Source organism: Acinetobacter sp. 'aerobic (ED)' (assembly GCF_904886855.1).
Lineage (GTDB): Bacteria > Pseudomonadota > Gammaproteobacteria > Pseudomonadales > Moraxellaceae > Acinetobacter > Acinetobacter courvalinii.
In genome coordinates, this window is sequence record NZ_CAJHGI010000002.1 from 44,394 (window position 1) to 65,899 (window position 21,506).

At 43.0% G+C, this 21,506-nt stretch carries 18 protein-coding genes; 7 read left to right on the forward strand and 11 right to left on the reverse strand.

From position 1 onward, the window contains the following. Positions 1-33: 33 nt before the first annotated feature. Both hscA and fdx read left to right on the forward strand, forming a co-directional pair. Entirely contained in the window at positions 34-1,893 is a 1,860-nt protein-coding gene (hscA, locus tag JO943_RS03740; protein ID WP_202740030.1) for a Fe-S protein assembly chaperone HscA, read from the forward strand. 17 nt (positions 1,894-1,910) lie between these two features. Next, a complete protein-coding gene (gene fdx, locus JO943_RS03745; protein WP_005229757.1) occupies positions 1,911-2,249 on the forward strand; it encodes an ISC system 2Fe-2S type ferredoxin in 339 nt (112 codons plus the stop codon). A 59-nt stretch (positions 2,250-2,308) separates the two neighbouring features. On the opposite strand, the gene JO943_RS03750 is transcribed toward fdx, so the two are convergent. Next, complete coding sequence (locus tag JO943_RS03750; RefSeq protein WP_202740031.1) at positions 2,309-3,190, reverse strand: NAD(P)/FAD-dependent oxidoreductase; 882 nt, start codon at positions 3,188-3,190, stop codon at positions 2,309-2,311. A gap of 112 nt (positions 3,191-3,302) precedes the next feature. Here JO943_RS03750 and JO943_RS03755 point away from each other — a divergent pair, with 112 nt between their 5' ends. Beyond that, entirely contained in the window at positions 3,303-3,758 is a 456-nt protein-coding gene (locus JO943_RS03755; protein ID WP_202740032.1) for an Rrf2 family transcriptional regulator, read from the forward strand. A gap of 12 nt (positions 3,759-3,770) precedes the next feature. Here the strand turns inward: JO943_RS03755 and JO943_RS03760 are convergent, their stop codons facing one another. The 3 genes from JO943_RS03760 to mfd form a co-directional block, all read right to left on the reverse strand. Beyond that, complete coding sequence (locus JO943_RS03760; RefSeq protein WP_005229749.1) at positions 3,771-5,207, reverse strand: adenylate/guanylate cyclase domain-containing protein; 1,437 nt, start codon at positions 5,205-5,207, stop codon at positions 3,771-3,773. Positions 5,208-5,257: 50 nt separating this feature from the next. Next, complete coding sequence (locus JO943_RS03765; protein ID WP_004771663.1) at positions 5,258-5,692, reverse strand: HIT domain-containing protein; 435 nt, start codon at positions 5,690-5,692, stop codon at positions 5,258-5,260. A 198-nt stretch (positions 5,693-5,890) separates the two neighbouring features. Next, positions 5,891-9,349 carry a transcription-repair coupling factor gene (gene mfd / locus JO943_RS03770; RefSeq protein WP_202740033.1) on the reverse strand — a complete coding sequence of 1,153 codons (3,459 nt, stop codon included), beginning with the start codon at positions 9,347-9,349 and terminating at the stop codon, positions 5,891-5,893. Positions 9,350-9,584: 235 nt separating this feature from the next. On the opposite strand from mfd, the gene JO943_RS03775 reads away from it, so the two are divergent. Further along, positions 9,585-10,154: a DUF4291 domain-containing protein gene (locus tag JO943_RS03775; protein WP_199950318.1), complete on the forward strand. Its 570-nt coding sequence runs from the start codon at positions 9,585-9,587 to the stop codon at positions 10,152-10,154. A 284-nt stretch (positions 10,155-10,438) separates the two neighbouring features. On the opposite strand, the gene aceI is transcribed toward JO943_RS03775, so the two are convergent. Further along, the gene (gene aceI / locus JO943_RS03780; protein ID WP_202740034.1) at positions 10,439-10,867 is read right to left on the reverse strand and encodes a chlorhexidine efflux PACE transporter AceI; all 429 of its coding nucleotides are present in this window, start codon (positions 10,865-10,867) and stop codon (positions 10,439-10,441) included. 88 nt (positions 10,868-10,955) lie between these two features. On the opposite strand from aceI, the gene JO943_RS03785 reads away from it, so the two are divergent. The 3 genes from JO943_RS03785 to leuE all read left to right on the forward strand — a co-directional run bounded on the left by JO943_RS03785 (position 10,956) and on the right by leuE (position 13,673). Next, positions 10,956-11,855 (forward strand): LysR family transcriptional regulator, encoded by a 900-nt coding sequence (locus tag JO943_RS03785; RefSeq protein ID WP_199950317.1) that lies wholly within the window; start codon positions 10,956-10,958, stop codon positions 11,853-11,855. Between the two features lie 103 nt (positions 11,856-11,958). Beyond that, positions 11,959-12,948, forward strand: coding sequence for a transaldolase (gene tal / locus JO943_RS03790; RefSeq protein ID WP_202740035.1), 990 nt, complete (start codon positions 11,959-11,961; stop codon positions 12,946-12,948). A 74-nt stretch (positions 12,949-13,022) separates the two neighbouring features. Next, positions 13,023-13,673: a leucine efflux protein LeuE gene (leuE, locus tag JO943_RS03795; RefSeq protein WP_032867283.1), complete on the forward strand. Its 651-nt coding sequence runs from the start codon at positions 13,023-13,025 to the stop codon at positions 13,671-13,673. Positions 13,674-13,829: 156 nt separating this feature from the next. On the opposite strand, the gene JO943_RS03800 is transcribed toward leuE, so the two are convergent. The 6 genes from JO943_RS03800 to pepN form a co-directional block, all read right to left on the reverse strand. After that, positions 13,830-15,662, reverse strand: coding sequence for a monovalent cation:proton antiporter-2 (CPA2) family protein (locus JO943_RS03800; protein ID WP_202740036.1), 1,833 nt, complete (start codon positions 15,660-15,662; stop codon positions 13,830-13,832). Positions 15,663-15,778: 116 nt separating this feature from the next. Next, the gene (locus JO943_RS03805) at positions 15,779-16,498 is read right to left on the reverse strand and encodes an MgtC/SapB family protein (protein WP_202740037.1); all 720 of its coding nucleotides are present in this window, start codon (positions 16,496-16,498) and stop codon (positions 15,779-15,781) included. A gap of 56 nt (positions 16,499-16,554) precedes the next feature. Continuing rightward, positions 16,555-17,250 carry a hypothetical protein gene (locus JO943_RS03810; protein ID WP_202740038.1) on the reverse strand — a complete coding sequence of 232 codons (696 nt, stop codon included), beginning with the start codon at positions 17,248-17,250 and terminating at the stop codon, positions 16,555-16,557. A gap of 307 nt (positions 17,251-17,557) precedes the next feature. Further along, a complete protein-coding gene (locus JO943_RS03815; protein WP_005284927.1) occupies positions 17,558-17,995 on the reverse strand; it encodes an RDD family protein in 438 nt (145 codons plus the stop codon). Between the two features lie 64 nt (positions 17,996-18,059). Further along, the gene (locus tag JO943_RS03820) at positions 18,060-18,746 is read right to left on the reverse strand and encodes a dienelactone hydrolase family protein (RefSeq protein WP_202740039.1); all 687 of its coding nucleotides are present in this window, start codon (positions 18,744-18,746) and stop codon (positions 18,060-18,062) included. A gap of 112 nt (positions 18,747-18,858) precedes the next feature. Next, positions 18,859-21,465, reverse strand: a complete 2,607-nt coding sequence (gene pepN, locus JO943_RS03825) for an aminopeptidase N (protein WP_202740040.1) — start codon at positions 21,463-21,465, stop codon at positions 18,859-18,861. Positions 21,466-21,506 lie beyond the last annotated feature (41 nt).

The following is a 21,506-nucleotide window of genomic DNA, read 5'->3' on the forward strand; positions in this document are numbered from 1 at the left end:
TGTTACCGATTATTTTCAAGGGATACCGTACGCATGGCGCTTTTGCAAATTGCTGAACCAGGTCAATCTACCGCACCACACGAACATCGTATTGCGATCGGGATCGACTTAGGGACAACCCACTCTTTAGTGGCGACAGTGCTATCGGGAAAACCGAAAGTTCTACATGATGACCAAGATCGGGTTCTACTTCCCTCTATTGTTCATTACGCGAAAGATTTGACAACGCTTGGTTATGAAGCCAAACCGTTTATGATGACCGACCCCAAAAATACAGTTGTTTCAGTGAAACGCTTTATGGGTCGTTCACAGGCTGATATTAAATTCCAGCATCCCTATACCCTTGTTGGCGCAGAAAATGAAATGCCGGCATTTGAAACGGCTGCTGGACGTAAAACCCCGGTCGAAATTTCTGCCGAGATCTTAAAACAATTAAAAGATCGCGCTGAAGCCAGCCTGAATAATCCTGTCAATGGTGCAGTGATTACCGTTCCTGCTTATTTCGATGAAGCACAACGTCAGGCAACACGTGATGCCGCTCAGCTTGCCGGACTCAATGTTTTACGCTTGTTGAATGAACCCACTGCTGCTGCGGTGGCATATGGTCTGGATCAAGAGACCAATCTCAGTACAGACCGCAACTATGTGATTTACGACCTTGGCGGCGGTACGTTTGACGTTTCAATCTTGCGTTTCTCCCAAGGTGTATTTGAAGTCCTTGCTACAGGTGGACATACTGCACTGGGTGGAGATGACCTTGATCGTTTAATCGTAAAATGGGCTAAAAAACAGCTCAATATCGAAACATTAAGCGATGAAGAATATGCGGTATTCGTTATTGCTGCACGTCAAGCCAAAGAACATTTAACAGATCATGAATCTGCCGAATTAAAATTACTGGATGATCGCTTAACACTCGACCGCCCGACCTTTGAATCGATTATTCAAGTCGCACTCGACAAAACCATGAGTGTCTGCAAACGCGTATTACGTGATGCCAAACTTGAACTCGATGACATTGAACATGTGGTTCTTGTAGGAGGTTCAACACGTTCTTATGCCGTACAAAAAGCGGTACGTGAGCTGTTTGAACGTGAACCGTTATGTACCATCAACCCGGATGAAGTGGTTGCAATTGGTGCATCAATTACCGCCAACCAGCTCATCGGCAATAGCCAAGATGGTTCATTATTGCTTGATGTGACTCCACTCTCTCTTGGTTTAGAGACCATGGGTGGCTTGGTTGAACGTCTGGTTTCACGTAATACCGCCATTCCGGTTGCACGCCGTCAAGAATTTACCACTTATCAAGATGGCCAAACAGCGATGTTGATCCATGTGGTTCAAGGTGAACGTGATCTGGTTGAACATTGCCGTTCCTTAGGTCGTTTTGTCTTACATGGCATTCCACCAATGACTGCGGGTCAAGCACGTATTGAAGTGACATTCCAGGTCGATGCCGATGGCTTACTCACTGTCTCTGCGAAAGAAACTACATCTGGCGTTCAAGCCAAAATCGATATCAAACCGTCGTATGGCTTATCCGCTTCAGATACCGAACGTTTACTGGTAGAAGGTTTCCAGCATGCGGAGGAAGATAAACAGCTTCGCCACTTGCAAGAAACCAAAGTTGAAGCACAACGTGAGCTAGAAGCCTTAGAGCAAGCCTTGAAAGCAGATACCGATCTACTTTCCCAACAACAGGCGCGCGACTTGATTCTTGCCGCTGAAGCGTTAAAAGCCCGTCTTAAAACCGATGAGCTTGCAGCGATTGAACATGCTGTTCAGCAACTTAAAATTCACAGCGATGCCTTTGCTGCGCTTCGCATGAACCGACATATTGACCATGCCTTAAAAGGTACGAAACTTGAAGATTGGTCAAACTCAAACTAAAGGTATAGGTGATCAATATGCCACGTATTAAAGTTCTTCCTCATGCACAAATTTGCCCTGAAGGTGCAGAATTTGAAGTCGAACAAAACGCCAATTTATGCCAGAGTTTATTAAAAAATGGTATTAAAATTGAACATGCTTGTGATATGTCTGCAGCATGCACCACTTGCCATGTGGTGGTGCGTAAAGGCTTTGACAGCCTTGAAGAAATGAATGATGTTGAAGCAGACTTGCTGGATCGTGCCTGGGGCTTAGAGCCTGACTCACGTCTGTCGTGCCAGGTTGAAATTGTGGATGAAGATTTAGAAATCGAGATTCCTAAATACACCATCAACCATGCTTCAGAAAATCATTAAGATCAAGTCATGATTCAAGCTATAGAAAAGCTAGAGTAAATCTCTAGCTTTTTTTATGATTAAACAAAAATTAAAGAACGATGCGCAGCGACACCTGCCAGAGTACCATCACCAACAACAAGTGATACTGAACCTCCTAAACGTGCAACATCTCCACAGGCAAAAATTCCTGCAACCGAAGTTTCCTTCATGGCATTGGTTTTAATCGCTTCTCCCATCGCATTCTGTTCAATTTCACAGCCCAGCTTAAAAATCCAGTCCTGAGCAATACTACACTTGGTCGTTGCAAAAATACCCTCTAGCTGAATAACAGTGCCATCTGCAAGCAAGACATTGCTCTGCCCTATAATTTTCTGAATCAGTCGCTGCTCGATGACAACACCACGAACCTTTAATTGCTCAAGCAATTCATCAGCCAACAGATAGTCATTTATGAACAGTGTGGTTTCGCCCCAGTCTGGGAGCATCATTGCCAAATGAGCAGCATGTTCTGAGCTGGCAATAATGCCAATTTTACCTTGATTCAACTCATAACCATGACAATAAGGACAATGGAAGACTGACTTGCCCCAGCGTTCCGTCAAACCTGCAATATCAGGCAATTGATCTGTAATACCAGCAGCAATAATTAGGCGCTTGGCTGTAATTGAATGTGTTGCATCAACACATACCGCAAAACCCTCTTCAATTTTTTCTACGCGCTCTACACTGCCATTCTGCCAATCCACAGTTTCATAAGCTAAAACTTGCTGCTTTGCGATTTGCGCAATTTCACTTGCCCGCGTTCCATCCTGAGTCAGAAAACCATGGGAATACTCGGCAAAGCGATTTCTACGTTGTCCAGCATCAATAATCAGTACTTTTCTGCGCGCTCTCGCCAATGGCAATGCCGCTGCCAGGCCCGCATAACTTCCACCAATAATCGCAACATCATATTGCATAGGATTCACCACCTATATGTAACTTTTAAAGTTACATTAATGCTTTTTATTTTAATTTGCAACTTTTGATGTTACATTTAAATCATTCACTTATTTCGTTTGGATTGATTAGATGCGTACTGACAGTAAACTCTCCCGAATGCTGCATGTGCTTTTACATATGGCCAGACAAAAGAAGACTTTTACCTCTGATGAAATTGCGCAAATGCTATTAACCAACCCAGTGGTGGTCAGACGGACGATGTCAGGTTTAAAAAAAGCAGGATTTGTCCACTCAGAAAAAGGTGCTGGTGGTGGTTGGCAGCTAACCGGAGATTTAGAAAAAATTACCTTGTGGGATATTTATCAGGCTGTGGGTGAACCCACTATTTTTGCAATCGGTAATGAAAGAGAACATCCAGAATGCTTGGTTGAGCGTGTAGTAAATGCCGCTTTAGATCAGGCCATTCAGGATGCACAGCACATTTTAACCCGACAGCTAAAATCCACCACGCTGGCAGCGCTGGCTTTAGAATTTGATCATTTATATGCGATGCATGAACATCAGAATAGCCATATTCAACATTGAATATTGAATTGCCTATCTCACTTCATCATCTAAAGTGAGTTTAGGAATGCCCTGCGCATTGGTAATTTTTTGCTGGGTTTTGATACGTTGAACCATGTTTTCCAGAATCTCGACCAGTTCCGGATATTCATAGTTTTGCACTTCTTCCAGATTGAGCACCAAATGGAAGCCTTTATAATCGAAATCAAACCATTGTTGCGTATCAGATTTCTTGCCAGTGAATTTTTCCATCACCTGCCAGGTTTTCACTGGGCCTTGAATGCCTTTCAAATAGATCGGCACTTTTGGCACACATAAAAACTCGTTTTTAATCAGTTGATGGGTGTCATCGGCAATCAGGATTTCATCGACCTCAGCAGCAGACTGCAAACGTGCAGCCAAATTCACATCACGCCCGACAATGGTGTAGGCCATACGATGTGAAGCGCCATAGTTACCAACGTGGCAATAACCAGTACTGATCCCCATGCGGATGTGCAAGGCTGGATAGCCCATTTTCTTCCAACGCTCACGTAACAATTTCATTTGTTGACGCATCGCAATTGCCATTTCTACACAAGATTTTGCATCTTGCTCAACGCCTTGCGAGTTTGGATCACCAAAGAAAATAAGAATCGCATCACCCATAAACTTATCGACGGTTGCTTCATATTGCTTGGCAATCTCAGTCATATGACTCAGATAATCGTTCAGCAAGAAGGCTAAATCGTCCGGGATCAGGGTTTCTGAAAGTTCAGTAAAACCTTGAATATCAGAGAAAAAGATCGTGAGCTTTTTACGTTTATATTCAATTTTCGCTTCCGCCTCGCCACGCATGATCGACTGCCACAATTGCAAGGGTGCATAGCGACTGAGCTGATTGGCAAAAGCAATATAACGAGTCATCTGATTATGGTAATGCTGGCGTTGCTGCCCCAGAATATTCAGGCGACGGTGCTGGTAATAGTTACCGATCACGATAAACATCATCAAGCCAAGCAGACTCACGACAGTCAGTTCAGGATTGGTCGGTTCAAAATACTCTTCAGTCCCAAAAATAACATAGGTACTAAAATAAAAAGTCATTACCCCAATCAAACCGATCAGACATGAGACGGGCAAGGAAATCTTATTGTTCAGCCCTACATAGAGCAATGCAAACAAGATGGTAAATGTAGGAACCAGACTTAGATGTAATGCAGCAAGAACCAGCGCAATAAGGATGGCTTCATTGGCAAATAGAACGTTTTTTTCTATTTTTTTATCAAATTTATATTGCAGCCATTTTTCCAAACGCGGGCAAAACAGAAAATAGGCCAATAATAATGGAAGGAGATAGAGTTGATAGCTAGCACTGGTAGAGGTAAATGTATAAATTACCAGAATCAGTGACAGAATCGAGTATCCCATCAAACGATGGAAATAAGCGAACTGTCTAGGTTCTTTATCAATTAACCTATCTAGTGGCACTCTGTCCTCCTTTCTTATTATAGAATACTGTTTTTATTCTATTTTCTGGATCAGTCCATACGCCAGTCAAATGGCATATCACCCTGACCACGTAACGCAAGCATCAGTGTTTGACGCATGTGCGCGAGTACATCGTTACTATAAGGTACTGCTGGTGTGCCCCAGACTGGTTTCGGCCATGCCACATCGTTTTGATAACGTACCACATGATGAAAATGAAGCTGAGGAACAACGTTCCCTAATGCCGCAACATTCATCTTGTCTGCACGGAACACACGTGAAAGCTGGCTTGATAACCAACTTGATTCACGTAGAAATTGTTCTTGGTCTGCCTGGCTGAGTTCATATAATTCTGTAACACCTGGTACACGCGGTACAAGGATCAGCCAAGGAAATTGCATATCATTCATTAAACGACATGTTGAAAGCGGAAAGTCGCCTACAAAAAATGTATCTTGAGCAAGTTGTGGATGCAAACTAAACATATCTTTATAAATGATGCAGAATAATGATGATCAATACTATCACATCAGTTTTGATGTGAATATTCTTAGTCACCCGTTTGATTACAAATAACAATGATTTTCCTCATTTATTGCAGCAACATCTGACCAAAAACATGTCGCGATCTTGCAAACAATCAAACTTGCTCATTTAACACTCAACGATCATTTTTCAAGATACTAATTCAACTCGCTCACCAGCTTGTTGAGCAGGTCAATAATGAACTGGATTCGCTTGTCATATTCCGCTAGTTGCACCATGACTTTCAAGCGTTGCCCGCCTTCCATCCGGTAATACGTCGGCTGCTTCTGCATCAGTTGAATGATACTGATCGCCTGTACAGGCGTATCTGGAGAAAACTCGATATACCCGCCATTGCTGTTGATATCAATTTTGGTAATACCCAGTTGCTCTGCCTTTAAACGCAACTGGTGTACGCTAAATAGCTGTTTCACCGGTTGTGGCGGAATCCCAAAACGGTCAATCAGCTCCATACGAATGTTATCAAGCTTTTCCTGACTATCGGTATTACTGATGCGCTTATAGAACAACAGGCGCTGATGTACGTCCCCAAGATAGTCATCCGGAATTAACGCTGGCATATGTAAGTTAATTTCAGCCGTTAATGACAGTGGTGCATCAAAGTTCGGGGTTTTACCCTTCTGGATTGCTTTGGTCGCTTTCTCAAGCATTTCCATATACAGACTATAACCGATCGCCTGCATCGAACCGCTTTGCTGCTCACCGAGCAGCTCACCCGCCCCACGAATTTCCAGATCTTCGGTTGCCAGCATAAAGCCCGCACCCAGCGTTGAAGCACGTTGAATGGCATCAAGTCGTTTCTCTGCATCCCCTTTTAAATGCTTGATGGATGGCACCAATAAATAGGCATAGGCCTGATGATGGGAACGTCCAACACGACCACGCAACTGGTGTAATTGTGCAAGGCCGAGCTTATCTGCGCGTTCGATAATAATGGTATTGGCATTTGGCACATCAATACCGGTCTCGATAATGGTCGAGCACACCAATACGTTATATTCCTTGTGGTAGAACTGTTGCATTACCTGCTCAAGTTCACGTTCACGCATTTGCCCATGTGCCACCGCAACACGTGCTTCAGGCACCAGATGACGGATATTTTCGGCTGTCCGTTCGATGGTATCCACTTCATTGTGCAGGAAGTACACCTGCCCACCACGCAACAATTCACGCAGAATCGCTTCTTTCACCGAATCATCGGTATGTTCTTGAACAAAGGTTTTCACCGCTAAACGACGTGCTGGCGGCGTGGCAATAATCGAGAGATCACGCATGCCAGAGAAAGCCATATTCAAGGTACGTGGAATCGGTGTCGCTGTCAGCGTTAGCATATCCACATCGGCACGTAGCGCCTTGATCCGTTCTTTGTCACGCACACCAAAACGATGCTCTTCGTCCACAATCATCAGGCCAAGATTCTTAAATTGCACGTTTTCTTGCAGGATTTTATGTGTGCCGACCACAATATCGACCTTACCATCGGCCAAATCTTCAATAATTTTTAAATGGGCTTTGTTACTACCAAATCGAGAAAGCACTTCGATACGCACTGCCGTATCGGCAAAACGGTCTTTAAAGGATTCATAATGCTGTTGCGCCAGTAAGGTGGTTGGCACCAGTACCGCCACCTGTTTATTGTTCTGTACCGCCACAAATGCTGCACGCATCGCCACTTCGGTCTTACCAAAACCAACATCACCACAGACCAGACGATCCATCGGTTTGGCCAGTTGCATATCATGAATAGTCGCTTCAATGGCATTGGCCTGATCGAGCGTTTCCTCATAAGCAAAGCCGCTGGCAAATTGCATATAGCCGGTATGGTCCAGCTCAAAGGCAAAACCGGGTTTGGACTGACGACGCGCCTGAATGTGCAGCAGTTCAGCCGCCACATCATGAATCTGCTCCAAAGCCTTACGTTTCGCTTTGCTCCAGGTATCTGTACCCAGCTTATGCAACGGGGCCAGATCTGGGTCCCCGCCACTATAACGGCTGATCAGATGTAAATTGGTGACAGGAACGTAGACTTTTGCGCCATCGGCATAATCTAGCTGTAAAAATTCATGATCCTGCTCATCAATTTCCAGCGTCACCAAGCCCGCATAACGTCCGACCCCATGATCGATATGCACCACAGGCGCACCAATGCTTAGCTCGGTTAAACTACGAATTAAAAATTCTTCTGAAACTTCCTGCTGACGCTTACGACGGCGCTGCACCACCCGATGTTCATACAGTTGATTTTCTGAAATGACCGATAGCTGATCTGTAAGCAACAAACCACGATCTAAAGGGGCACTGGTAATAGCGACCGATAATTTATCTTTCTGAAACTGGGCAAAACTCTCTACATTTTGAATTTCGCCCAAAACAGAACGTAGCGCATCTTTTAAGGTTTCACGACGACCCGCACTTTCTGCCACCAACAACACAGGATGTTTAGCCTGATCGATATACTGTTTAACTGCATCGAAAGGTTGTGGCTTTTTCGGATCAACGGGCAATTTTGGCGGTTGCTCAGCAGCCAGATTTAATACACCTGCTTTTGCTTCAAATGCATCTGTTGAGGCTATAATTCTTGGGAACTGATTGAGTGCCTGCAATACATGATTCGGCATCAAGAATAGTTCTTCAGGCGGCAAAATCGGTTGATCAATGTTATGGCGACGGTCTTCATAGCGACGCATCACTTCTTTCCAGAAATTGATTAATTCATCTTCAATTTCATTATTTGTAATGACAACGCAATGCTTTGGTAAGTATGTCGTGAACATACTTTGCGCTTCCATCACCTTTTTATCAAAGAATAATGGCAGATAAAACTCTAATCCAGGAGTCGAAATACCTTCAAGCACATCCTGATAAATTGGATTTTTCTTTGGATTTGCCGTTGGGAAACTTTCTGCATAACGGTCTCTGAAAATAGAACGCCCTTCTTTTAAAGGAAATTCTTTCGCAGGTAACACTGTGAAGTTTTTTAATGATTCTGTCGTACGCTGCGTTTCTGGATCAAAGAATTTTAAGCTTTCAATTTCATCATCAAACAAGTCAATCCGAATCGGTTGATCTTGTCCAGAAGCAAAAATATCCATGATACTACCGCGAACAGCAAATTCGCCGTGATCATATACCGTATCTACCAGACGATAACCCGCTTGCACCAACTGCTTTTTTTGTACTTCTAAATCGAGCTTTTGCCCAACCTTAATATCAAAGTGTTCCCCTACTACCCATGAATAAGGTGCAACACGCTGCGCTAGCGTACTCGCCGAAATCAGTAAAATGCCCTTTTGCGGCATATGCGACAAAATCGCCAAACGCTCAGACACAATATCCTGATGCGGAGACAAACGGTCATACGGCAAAATTTCCCAATCCGGAAATATGGTCGGCTTAATCCCATAAAACTCGAGTTCACTTTCCAGTTGGGCCAGATGCTGATTATTTCGAGCCACAATCACATAGAGATTGGAGCTTTGAGTTGCGATTTCTTTGAATAATAATGCAGCCGATGATCCCAGCAAGGAACCAATCCAGCGTTTCTCGCCCGCTTTAAATTGTTGTAGGTTTAATTGAGAGATTTCTTGTTGGAACATAGAGAAAATCATGCAATCTAAAAAGATAAGTCCCCTATTTTAGCATGATGTTTTTTAGTTAAAGAAGAAATTCGCGGTTCGATTAAAAGCATTTTAATTTACTTAGGCTATTTTATTTGTTATTTTAACCCAATAATTTAAGTTTAATAAATCTGAACCTTTAAAAAGATAAACTTAATTTTATTATAAAAAACAAATATTTAAATATATAAAAGTGAGATAATTGAACAAGTTTATGTTAACTAATATTCCTACTCATCAAATTCGTGCCGTCTATAACGATAAAACCATACGTGTATACCAGGCTTATTCTGACGTTATTGCCAACACCGCACTAGAAAATCAGACTTTTGTTTCCCCTCCCTTCAAGATGGAAAGAATGACATGGATTAAACCCTCATTTCTTTGGATGATGTATCGGTCTGGTTGGGGATTCAAAGATAAGGGACAAAGCCGAATATTGGCTATCGATATAACGCGTGAAGGTTTTGAATGGGCGTTGGCACATAGCTGCTTAAGCCATCCAGATCCATCAATGAGTCAGGAACAGTGGCAACGACTCAAATCAAGTTCTCCTGTTCGTATCCAGTGGGATCCTGAACGAGATTTGAAATTAAATCCTCTTGATCATAGAGCAATACAAATAGGGCTTGGTCACGAGGCTGTTCAATTATATGTTAATGAATGGATTAAATCGATTACAGATGTGACTCCACTAGCTCATCAAATTCATGCATTAATAGAAGACAATAAATTGGATGAAGCCACCCGATTATTACCTCAGGAGACAATTTATCTTGCATAGATAAGCCCTAGTATATTTTTAAGTACTCTCTCATTACTGAGTTCTTAGAACCTTATAAATGTATTTTTTAATGGGATTCCCGAACAACCATTCGATCAATAGGGATATCCAAATTATCTACAGGCCAATCACGAAAAATAATTTTCATATGAACTCTGGGTTGACCTGTCTTGAATGGTCTGACCTTATCGATACTGTAAGCAAATCAAGTCAATTGCCAACATGTAAAAAAGCACCTTTCATCAAATAATGAAAAGTGCTTTATTTTTAATCTTTATTATAAATTATGATGCCAGTTTGGCATTTGGAAAGAAACGTCCTTCAATCATGTCATAGCACCACTGGAAGATGAAGGTATATACCAGAATACACATGGTTAAACCAAAGTCCAAAATGATGGCTTCAATGATAGTCATTTTCATCAAATAGGCAATGATTGGAATGGTTGCAAGCATCAAGCCGCCTTCAAATCCGATCGCATGCAAAATACGGACAGGAACTGTTCTTTCCCATTGATATTTATGCTCTACTTTTTCGAAATAATGGTTAAAAATCATATTCCAGAATACTGAAATCACCGCCATGATCGTACCTAGAATACCTGTTACTTCGAGTGGCATACTGAAAATAAAACTTAACGCAATCGCGATGATGACCAATAAAATCACTTCATAGCTGATCGCATGAACGAGTCTTCTTTTGGAAATCAACATTTTTGTAACACTCTCTTGTTTGGATAGTGGCTATTTTATTTTTATAATATTGATTAATCCAATCAGATTCTTTCAGTTTTTTTGACAAATGAATATTAATCAAGAACAACTTCTCATGTTTCAGACGGTCATCGAGACAGGTTCCTTTTCTGCCGCTGCCCGTAAATTAGGTAAAGTTCCTTCAGCGGTCAGTATGTCGATTGCCAATCTGGAAATCGATCTCGATCTGAAACTATTTGAACGGATCGGCCGCGAACCAACGCCAACCGCAGAAGCATGGGTTTTATATGAAAAAACCCAGCAATTACTGATCGAAATGAATCAATGGAAACAGCATGCCCATGCGCTAAGTACGGGACTGGAATCGACCTTAAATATAGTGGTGGTGTCGGAGCTGCTACATACCAACTGGACAGACTACATTACCCTGCTCGATCAACACTTTCCGAGCCTGTCATTGAATGTGGTTTCAGCACCGCAAGAGGATGCTCTGCAAATGTTGCTTGATCAAAGCGCTCAGCTCGCCCTGATGTTTGAACGGGAGCAACTGGACAGTCGCGAACAGTTTGTTGAGTTAAAAAGAGAAGCACTTGTTCCCGTCATTGCAAAAATTAATCCCTTGGCAGAACTGGACAAGGTTTCCTTTGAGCAAATGGTGCAGACCCGGCAAATTGTCGTCGCAAGTCGTGATAACACCATTCGACCTGAATTACTTTATTCCAAAGATTATTGGCGTACCGACAATCATCATTCGGCATGTATGATGATTGTGCGTAATCTGGGTTGGGGGGTTTTGCCTTTAGAGATGTTTAATGAAAATCCTGAATTGCGTAAAAAACTAAAAATTCTGGATCTGTATGATTTCACACCTAAATTTGAATACTATGTCGATCTGGTCTGGAGCCGGGAAAGTGAACTCGGTGCAGCAGCAAGATTCCTGATTGATCATATCCGTAAACAACGTCAACATACCGGTAATAAAAGATAACCTTAAGGAATAACTCTGCCAACAAAAGCGATGCTTTGCTTTGGTCTGGATTATGTTATAAAAGAAATTACCAATAATATGTTTAAGTAAGAACGCTATATCAATGACTCAGAATGCCTTATACCAATTAAAAGATTTAACCACTGTTGTTGCCGATAGTAGTGACTTGGAAGCAATTGAGAAATTTCGTCCACTCGACGCAACAACCAACCCTTCATTGATCACGGCTGCCGCGGAGTTACCCGAAAGCCGTGCACTGATTGAAGATGCCTATACCCAAGCAAAACAGGAAGGTTATCAAAGCGACGAGTTAATCGAGCGTACCATTGATATCTTGACCGTAAAATTCGGTGTGGAAATTTTAAAACTGATTGAAGGCCGGGTTTCAACTGAAGTAGATGCTTCTTTGTCTTATGATACCGACGCCACCATTGCCAAAGCACGCGAATTGTCTAAGCTATATCAAGGTTATGGTATCGAGCAATCGCGTATTCTGATCAAGATTGCTTCAACATGGGAAGGTATTCAGGCGGCTAAAGTACTCGAAGCAGAAGGTATTCCGTGTAACCTCACCCTGCTGTTTGGTTTACATCAGGCACAAGCCTGTGCAGATGCAAAAGTTACCCTGATCTCACCTTTCGTGGGTCGTATTCTTGACTGGTATAAAAAAGCAGAAGGTGTTGAGCAATATCCAATTGCCAAAGATCCAGGTGTACTTTCAGTCAAGAAAATCTACAATTATTACAAACAGCAAGGTATTCAGACCCAAGTCATGGGTGCAAGCTTCCGCAGTACCGCTCAGGTATTGGGTCTGGCAGGTTGCGATTTACTGACAATTGCACCAAACCTGTTGGCTCAACTTGAACAGGATCAGCAAAAGGTTGAAGCCCAATTGAGCGTTGAGTCAGCCCAGCAAGCTGAAAAAATTGAGCGTCCAGCGCAAACCAAAGAAAGCTTTAAGGCTGAACTTGAGCAGGATTTGATGGCATTCCAGTTACTGCAAGGCGGTATCGACGGCTTTATCAAGGCCCGTGATCAACTGAGTTTATTGCTGCGTCAATCTTTTGGAATTGATGCTGAAATCAAGCCATAATTAGTCGAATTTTCACCCATAAAAACCGATTTTTGCTATATTAGCGAAAATCGGTTTTTTAATGAGTTTTCATCGTGTTCGGTATAACAGATTTAACCACTTATATAATTGGGACAATCTTAATTGTGTTATTACCTGGCCCCAACTCATTATATGTGATGTCGGTCGCCTCGCGTTATGGCATCCGTACTGGCTATGCGGCAGCCTGTGGCGTATTTACCGGTGATTTTATTTTAATTCTCTGTACCGTTCTGGGCGCAGCCTCCTTATTAAAAGCCTTCCCAATCCTGTTTGTGATTTTAAAAATCACTGGAGCGGCTTATCTGGCCTATTTGGGTTTCAAATTGCTACAAGGCGCTTACCAGACATGGAACAAGCCGCCGCATCATGCTGAGCTGGCGGCTTTACCCAATTTAGACCAGGTTCATCCCTACCGTACCGCGTTAAGCATTAGCCTGCTTAACCCGAAAGCAATCTTGTTTTTCCTGTCCTTCTTTGTTCAGTTTGTTGAGCCAAGTTATGCCTATCCAGCTTTAAGCTTTTTAATTCTGGCGATCATTCTGCAACTGGTCAGTTTCAGTTATCTGACGGCATTAATTTTTTCAGGTATTAAACTGGCAAATTTCTTTAAACATAATTATAAAATTGCAGCCGCAGGTATTTTTCTGGTCGGCATTCTGTTCTTTGGTTTTGGTTTAAGACTGGCTACCTCAACCCTGTCTTAACCGATTTAGTCTGATCTCTATTGGGTTGCTAAGTCAAAACATATTCAAATCGAAGTCCCATAGCACTGGTCATTATTCGAGATATTTCATTTAATTTATCTCTAATATAAAAAAGCCCTCATCAGGATGAGGGCTCAACCTAGCTCATATTGAGGACTACTTTTCGTCTAAATCCTTTTGTGCTTCTTGGTCATTTAAAATTCTGGCCGCCTGTTTAGGACGAATCAACGGAGCAGTCGGACGTGGATGCGCATGGGTATATTGCAATCCGACACCTGCATATACATCATCAGCCGCAATTTCTGTTTCAAAACGCTCTTCGTCACGGTCACGAATTTCATCGGTAATCCGTTGTACTTCATCTTGCTCTACCCCTAACTCTTGCAAGATCACACCACCAAACTTGATTGCAGACTCGAAGGTTTCGCGAATCATATAATCCACTTTCTGTTTCACGAGATAGAGCGAATGTTCACGGTCATAAGAGCGAACCAGTAACTTTGCCAATGGAAATTCATGTGTGACCAGTTCCACAATGCGGTTGGTGGTTTCCTTACTATCCACGCAGACAACAATGGCTTGTGCTGTCGCAGCACCAGAGGCATGCAAGATATCCAGACGGCAACCATCACCATAATAAATTTTAAAACCGAATTTCTCTGCGTTTTGTATCATGTCGATATCATTATCAATAATGGTGACATCAACACCACGTGCCAGTAACAGCTGACTGGTAACCTGACCAAAACGACCAAAACCAATCATTAAAATACTGCCACTCAAACCTTCGGCAACCGTGACATTATCCAGATTAATCGGGTCTTTGCTTTCAGTGAAGCGTTTAAACAGAATTCCCACGATCGGGGTCAACACCATAGAAAGCACGACAATCGCGGTCAGATTAGACTTGACCGTGTTATCAATCACCTGGGCACTGACTGCAGCGGCAAACAGTACAAAAGCAAACTCACCGCCTTGTGCCATCAGCAACGCACGATCTAAAGCTTCGGTATGCGGGCTTTTGGTTACACGCGCCACGATATAAATCATCAGCGCCTTGGCAAACATCATGGCGATGACGCCACTCAGAATCAGTTGCCAGTTTTGTGCAACCACAGATAAATCAAGCGACATGCCGACGCCCAGGAAAAACAGGCCCAGCAATAATCCACGGAAAGGCTCAATATCGGCTTCAATCTGATGTCTAAAGGTAGATTCCGATAATAATACCCCTGCCAGGAAAGCCCCCATCGCCATAGACAGTCCGCTGACCTGCATCAACAAGGCTGCGCCTAAAACCACCAGAAGCGCAGCGGCTGTCATGACTTCACGGGCTTTTGCAGCAGCAAGCAACCTGAATAAAGGATTTAATAGCCAGTAACCCGCAGCTATCAGTCCGGCAATGGCAATTAAACTGATACCGATACTTTCAAGACGTGTAGAGGTACTTTCAACCACGTGATTTGGTGCCATAAAGGCGACAATGGCTAGTAAAGGAACAATCAGCAAGTCTTCAAATAATAAAATAGCGACAATCTTTTGCCCATGAGGCTGGGTAATATCACCCCGATCTCCCAACAGTTGCATCACAATCGCAGTGGAGGTCAGTACAAATCCAGCTGCCCCGATGAAAGCCACCTGCCAGCTAAAGCCAAACAGCAGCCCTACCCCAGTTAATGCCAGACCACATGCCACGATCTGTAAAGTGCCCAGACCAAAAATTTCCCGTCTTAGGCTCCACAGATGAGAAGGCTGCATTTCTAGCCCGATCACAAACAGGTACATCACGATCCCCAGTTCCGCAATATGCAGAATCGAGGCGGAATCATGGAAAAATGCGAACCCAAATGGCCCAATAATTAATCCGGCAATCAAATATCCCAGCACCGAACCTAACCCGATCCGCTTAAATATCGGGACGGCAACGACAGCGGCAGCCAGCAAAACCACTGGTGCAATTAAACTGATAGAATGTGCTTCTGAACTCATACTGTTCTCATTGTTATCATGTGTGTTTCATTTTAAATGAAACAATACAGGCCATATATATCATTTATAGGACAATGCATCCCAATTCGATGCTTTAGGGGAAGATTTTCCTAAACTTAATTAATGGTATTTTTGTCCCAAAAGGCCTGACGAACCTGCGGCATGGCATTCAGGTGGTTAATGATATGCTGCGCTTCTTCTGCTTCAATCGAGGTGGCAATCAGTGTCACTTCAATCTCGACCTCTTTTTCACCAAAGGGCGTGACCTCAATATCTTTGGCAGGATAATGATGATGCATCAAGGTCAGATTCAGCTCATTCATGACTGCTTTGCTGTGACTACGATCACAAATAATATATATCACATGCATGACCTCAGTATCATCATCCAGCGGACGGCGGTCAATCGCATGAACTATCGGTCTTAGCAAGGTATTTGCCGCTAGAATAAATAAGGTCGCCAATATCGCTTCAATCACCAGATCTGCACCCGCAGACGCCCCGACTGCTGCTGAACACCATAATGTTGCCGCAGTATTGAGACCATGAATATTGCCTTCCTGACGCATAATCACACCTGCACCCAAGAAGCCAATCCCTGAAACTACATAGGCAATCACCCGAACCGCCCCATCAGCGCCCGTCAGATTAATCGCAATATCCACAAAAATGGCAGCCCCGACTGCTACCAGTACATTGGTCCGTAAACCTGCAGTACGCTGCCGGTATTGACGTTCAAAACCAATCAGCGCACCTAAAATAAATGCGACAGAAAGACTGATTAAAGTATCCAGAATATTAGAAAAATCGGTATGTTGCAGAAATTTTAATTGCATATTCCACCTCTTTATTATTCATGATTTTGAATGAAGGATATTATGAAAAGCTGCAATTATGATGACGGCGTAAAACTCAGTCCCAAGCCGAACCAGTGCTGTTTCTCTGCACGCAAGCGATCACCAAAGGATGCTTCCAGACTTAACACATTGGGAATAATACTGTACTGCACTGCGGTCTGAAAGAACGGTGCCTGACGATCCTGATTATAGGTTTCAAGGATTAACCCCAGCCGATCCGTCACATTATAGGTTGAAGCCACACCCCAACGTACCAGATGCTCATCGGCATGTTGATAACCAATATTGGTATCTAGAGCTAAACGTTGATCTAAAAATTCAAAACTTACAGGTACATTGAAAAACCAGTCCAGCTGGCCACCATGATGTGAAACATCATCCCGTGAGAGCAACAAACTAGAGCCAACAGCCCAATCATTTTCCATCGGTTTTAATATGGTTTTGGCCTGAGCTGAAAAACCATGAATCTGATCAATATCCTTGCTGGAATGATAACCTAATGATATTTCTAAATTTTCATTAAGATTACAGGCAGGCACAACTTGATAGCCCCAACTGCCATCTTTATTACGCGTATAGGTACTTTCCAACTGACAATGCTGTGCCGTTGTAATCGAGACATCATCGGTATTGATCAGCGGGCCAGCCTTCGTTTTTTGTGTCAGCAATAAACCAGATAAAACAAATACATGAATAACAGCAAGCCATTGAATGGACGCATGAAAGAACATAGGCTTCTCCCCATTTTAGGTGAGAAACTAAACAGGTTGCAGTCAATAGAATAAATTTTGTGAATACAGCAAAATTATACAGAAGGGTTAAAATTTATCTCAAAGCTATCTCATTGCAAGACAGCCGACCTAACAGGCGATCTTGCTCAGTATTCGCTTTGGTTTAATCGATTGATCAACCCGAACCTCGAACAACTACCCATTTAGGATCTCCGTGAATAAATTCAAAGGCATTATAGGACATGCGAACTGATTCACAAGCCCTATCCCATGAATTTTTTATTACATGATAAAATTTCAGGCTAAATTAAAGCTCTCTTACCACGACTGTTTTTGCCATTTTGTCGTGCCAGCCTTGTTTCTTGGCATCGAAAGCCACCCAGATCAAGCCAATAAAAAACACCAGCGTTGCAGGAATATAACCAATATAACGAATTACCCCTTGCCCAACGCTAATATTTTCTCCAGTTTTTTCATCCAGCACTTTCAAACGCAGTAAACGCTTACCCGGTGTACCAGCAAACTTGATCCAGCAGAAAATATAAAATATGGCGCTGATGATTTGCCATATCCAGTCTGAAGTAGACATAAACTGGAACGATGAAAATCCATCAGAAGCGACCGTGGTCTCTCCACCGCCAAAAATCATGGTTAATGGAATCAAGGCCACCAGTACGATAATTGAATCGATAATTGCTGCACCAACACGAATCCAGAAGCCGGCATACTCGTATTTCTCAGACATTTTCCCCTCACTTTTTATTTGTAAAAGTTAATATTTAGCAATAATAACCTGTTGTTCCAATGATTTATATTATGTTTTGTTTTAATTCCCGATCAAAAAAGTCAACGGTTCGCTGCCATACCAGTTTGGCTTCAGGTAGACCACGACTGACACTCCGGAAACCATGTGGCATGTTATAAGTATAGGCTTCTACCCGATCTCCCAGTTGCTGGATCAGTTTATTGCGTTTGCTTGCCGGACAAAATGGATCGATGCTTGACCAATGCCCTTGTAAAATACGCACCTCATCCAGAGATTCTTTTTTCGGAATGCCAGCCCCTTCAATCCCTAAAGAATGGTGATAAACTACAGGCGCCAGCATATCGTCACGTTTTGCCATCTGAATCACGTATCCCCCGGTCAGGCACTGTCCCAACATTCCTAAACGACCATTCGATCTTGGGTCTGCTTTAAGCGCATCCAGCAATACATGGATTTCCTGATTGACCTCGCTATCAGCTGCATTACTTCGCCCTGCTTTGCTTACCATGGCGCGAATACAGTATTTCACTGCACCGCCACTAAACAGATTTGGCACATAGACCAGATAACCGCGATCGGCTAAGTCTTGGGCATCTTCCCGATAGACATCGAGTATGCCAAATAACTCGTGTAGCAATAAAATTGCAGGTGCTTTTTCAACAGTCTGTGCAGGTGCATACACTTCTACTTCAATTTGACGTGTCGGTAATGTGATTATTTTTATTTCCATTGCAGTCATCCATTGCATTCGAATCGTTTTCATACTATTTATGACAATTATTATTGTCAAATAAAAAAGGATGCCTGACGACATCCTTTTTGCAATGGAATTGAAACTTGAATTAAATACTTAACAAGCTATTTAATGTCTCAGCTACATTTTTAGATTTTACTTTCGGTTGCAAGGCCTGAAGCGCTTGCTGGACTTGAGTGCGTTGTGGTTCAGCCAATGTGTACCAGCGAGAAAGCACCTGTAGTAAACGAGAGCCCAAGATTGGATTCTTTTCATCCAGATAAGCTGCCAAGCTGATAAAATGATCAACACCAAAGCTCCAGGTATTCACTGGATTGGCTGCCAGACCGCCGCTAACCGAACGGATACGGTTGGGTGTACCGAGATCATAGTCCACATGCTTGGTGAGATATTCAATGGTTTCCGCTGTCGCATTTGGATTAGAGGCCTGAATGGTAAACCATTGATCCAGAGACAAGGCTTCATCTTTAAAACGGTTATAAAAATCCGCTAATGCAGCTTGCGCCTGCGGTGCATCATTCCAGACCAAAACACGTAATGCGCCTAAACGCTCAGACATGTTGCCCGTGTTCTGGTATTGCGCATAAGCCAGCTCAAATACCGCATCATCACCCTGACGCGCCAGCATATTTAACATGATATTTTTCAGCGCACGCACCCCCATTGCCAGAGAAAACTCTTTTTGCAATTCAGGATCTAGAGCCAGATACGTGTCTTTCCAGAATGAGCCTAACTCACGTGCTAAACGATTCAACACGGCTTCACGCTTTTCCAGCACCAGCTCAGGTTCATAGTCCTGATCGATACGGCTACCTAAATAATTTTCGCTTGGCACATCAAATAAACGTGATGCCAATAGAGGATCTTTATTGACCAGCTCAGGCAAGGTGTTTTGAATAGCCTGAATATAAATATCGGCTTTATGATCGTCTAATAAAATCCGTTCCAACAAGGTTTGAGTGGCTTGCCACTGGTTAAAGCCATTGGTTTCATGCTGAATCAGGAAAGCCAGATCATTATCGGAATAATCAAATACCAGATTCACAGGTGCAGAGAAATTACGCAATAACGATACGACAGGTTGTTCAGTCACGCCTTTAAATTCAATCGTGGCTTCATTCTGGTCAAATAAATACACGCCATCTTTGACATCATTCACAAACAGATCTGCGCTGTGCAAGGTATATTGCTCACCGCTATGGGCATTGAATAACGCCAGAGCTACAGGAATTGGCACTGCCTTCAAGTCCGGATATTTAGGATGCGCTTTTAGACTTTGTTTAAAGCTGAGGCGATAAGTTTGTGCAGCTGCATCATACTCACCTTTGGCCTCTAGCTTTGGCGTACCTGGCTGGTTGTACCAGGTCAGAAAATTAGAGAGATCGACACCTGAACCTGCGCTCAATGCAGCAACCCAATCTTCAACCGTAACCGCTTGTCCGTCATGACGGCGGAAGTATTCATCTGTACCCTGACGATATTTTTCCTTACCCAGTAAGGTCGCCATCATGCGGTTAATTTCCGCACCTTTCTCATACACCGTCGCCGTATAGAAGTTATTAATCTCGACAAAATGATCCGGACGTGGCGGATGTGACAATGGACCTGCATCTTCAGGGAACTGGTGCGATTTTAATACCGCCACATCATCAATCCGTTGTACCGCAGCAGATTGTAAATCTTCGGAGAAAGACTGATCACGGAAAACAGTTAAACCTTCTTTTAGGCACAGTTGGAACCAGTCACGACAGGTAATCCGGTTACCGGTCCAGTTATGGAAATATTCATGGGCAATCACCGATTGAACACGCATAATCGCAGCATCGGTGGTGTATTCTTCATCGGCCAGCACGCATGAGGTATTAAAGATATTTAAACCTTTATTTTCCATTGCGCCCATGTTGAACTGACTCACCGCAACAATCATGTAGTTATCAAGATCGTAAGGGCGACCATAATGTTCTTCATCCCAACGCATTGAATGTTTTAAAGCTTCCATGGCAATGTGACATTTAGGAATATCTTTTTCAATTGCATAGATTTCCAATGCCACATCACGACCTTCAGACGTGGTGTAACGATCTTTCAATACCGCCAGATCACCAATCACGCAGGCGAATAAATAGCTAGGCTTTTTGGTTGGATCTTGCCAGATGGCAAAGTGACGGCCATTACCTGCATCACCTGTTTCCAATAAGTTCCCGTTTGCGAGCAATACTGGATATTTCTTATCTGCTTCTACCCGGGTGGTGAATTCAGCAAGTACATCTGGACGATCGGGATAGAAGGTAATTTTACGGAAACCTTCAGGTTCGTTCTGGGTCACAAACAAGTCACCCGCCTGATATAGACCTTCAAGCTGGGTATTTGATTCTGGATGAATCACTACCTGAGTTTGAATAATGACCTCATCTGGTGCATCGGTGATCACCAATTGTTCACTGTCCAGACGATACTGATCCGCATTGAGCACCTGACCATTTAACTGGATCGATTTTAATTCCAGATCACGCCCCAGCAGGACTAAATCACCTGCAGTCTGGCGCTTCATCACCAATGTAGAGTCTACAAGGGTATGCTCATCATAAACCTGAATATCCAGGTTGATCGATTCAACTAAAAAAGCTGGCTTTTGATAATCTTTTAAATAAATGGTTTGATCTGCTTGTACAGGAGGCTGTGCCGCAATATTCATCAGTATTCCTTATCTTTCATCATGTCGTTTAGATGGTCTTG

Bases quoted from the DNA above. Each gene is read 5' to 3' on its own strand.
- hscA (WP_202740030.1), top strand. From the start codon at position 34: ATGGCGCTTTTGCAAATTGCTGAACCAGGTCAATCTACCGCACCACAC.
- fdx (WP_005229757.1), top strand. From the start codon at position 1,911: ATGCCACGTATTAAAGTTCTTCCTCATGCACAAATTTGCCCTGAAGGT.
- JO943_RS03750 (WP_202740031.1), bottom strand. From the start codon at position 3,190: ATGCAATATGATGTTGCGATTATTGGTGGAAGTTATGCGGGCCTGGCA.
- JO943_RS03755 (WP_202740032.1), top strand. From the start codon at position 3,303: ATGCGTACTGACAGTAAACTCTCCCGAATGCTGCATGTGCTTTTACAT.
- JO943_RS03765 (WP_004771663.1), bottom strand. From the start codon at position 5,692: ATGTTTAGTTTGCATCCACAACTTGCTCAAGATACATTTTTTGTAGGC.
- mfd (WP_202740033.1), bottom strand. From the start codon at position 9,349: ATGTTCCAACAAGAAATCTCTCAATTAAACCTACAACAATTTAAAGCG.
- JO943_RS03775 (WP_199950318.1), top strand. From the start codon at position 9,585: ATGTTAACTAATATTCCTACTCATCAAATTCGTGCCGTCTATAACGAT.
- aceI (WP_202740034.1), bottom strand. From the start codon at position 10,867: ATGTTGATTTCCAAAAGAAGACTCGTTCATGCGATCAGCTATGAAGTG.
- JO943_RS03785 (WP_199950317.1), top strand. From the start codon at position 10,956: ATGAATATTAATCAAGAACAACTTCTCATGTTTCAGACGGTCATCGAG.
- tal (WP_202740035.1), top strand. From the start codon at position 11,959: ATGACTCAGAATGCCTTATACCAATTAAAAGATTTAACCACTGTTGTT.
- JO943_RS03800 (WP_202740036.1), bottom strand. From the start codon at position 15,662: ATGAGTTCAGAAGCACATTCTATCAGTTTAATTGCACCAGTGGTTTTG.
- JO943_RS03805 (WP_202740037.1), bottom strand. From the start codon at position 16,498: ATGCAATTAAAATTTCTGCAACATACCGATTTTTCTAATATTCTGGAT.
- JO943_RS03810 (WP_202740038.1), bottom strand. From the start codon at position 17,250: ATGTTCTTTCATGCGTCCATTCAATGGCTTGCTGTTATTCATGTATTT.
- JO943_RS03815 (WP_005284927.1), bottom strand. From the start codon at position 17,995: ATGTCTGAGAAATACGAGTATGCCGGCTTCTGGATTCGTGTTGGTGCA.
- JO943_RS03820 (WP_202740039.1), bottom strand. From the start codon at position 18,746: ATGGAAATAAAAATAATCACATTACCGACACGTCAAATTGAAGTAGAA.
- pepN (WP_202740040.1), bottom strand. From the start codon at position 21,465: ATGAATATTGCGGCACAGCCTCCTGTACAAGCAGATCAAACCATTTAT.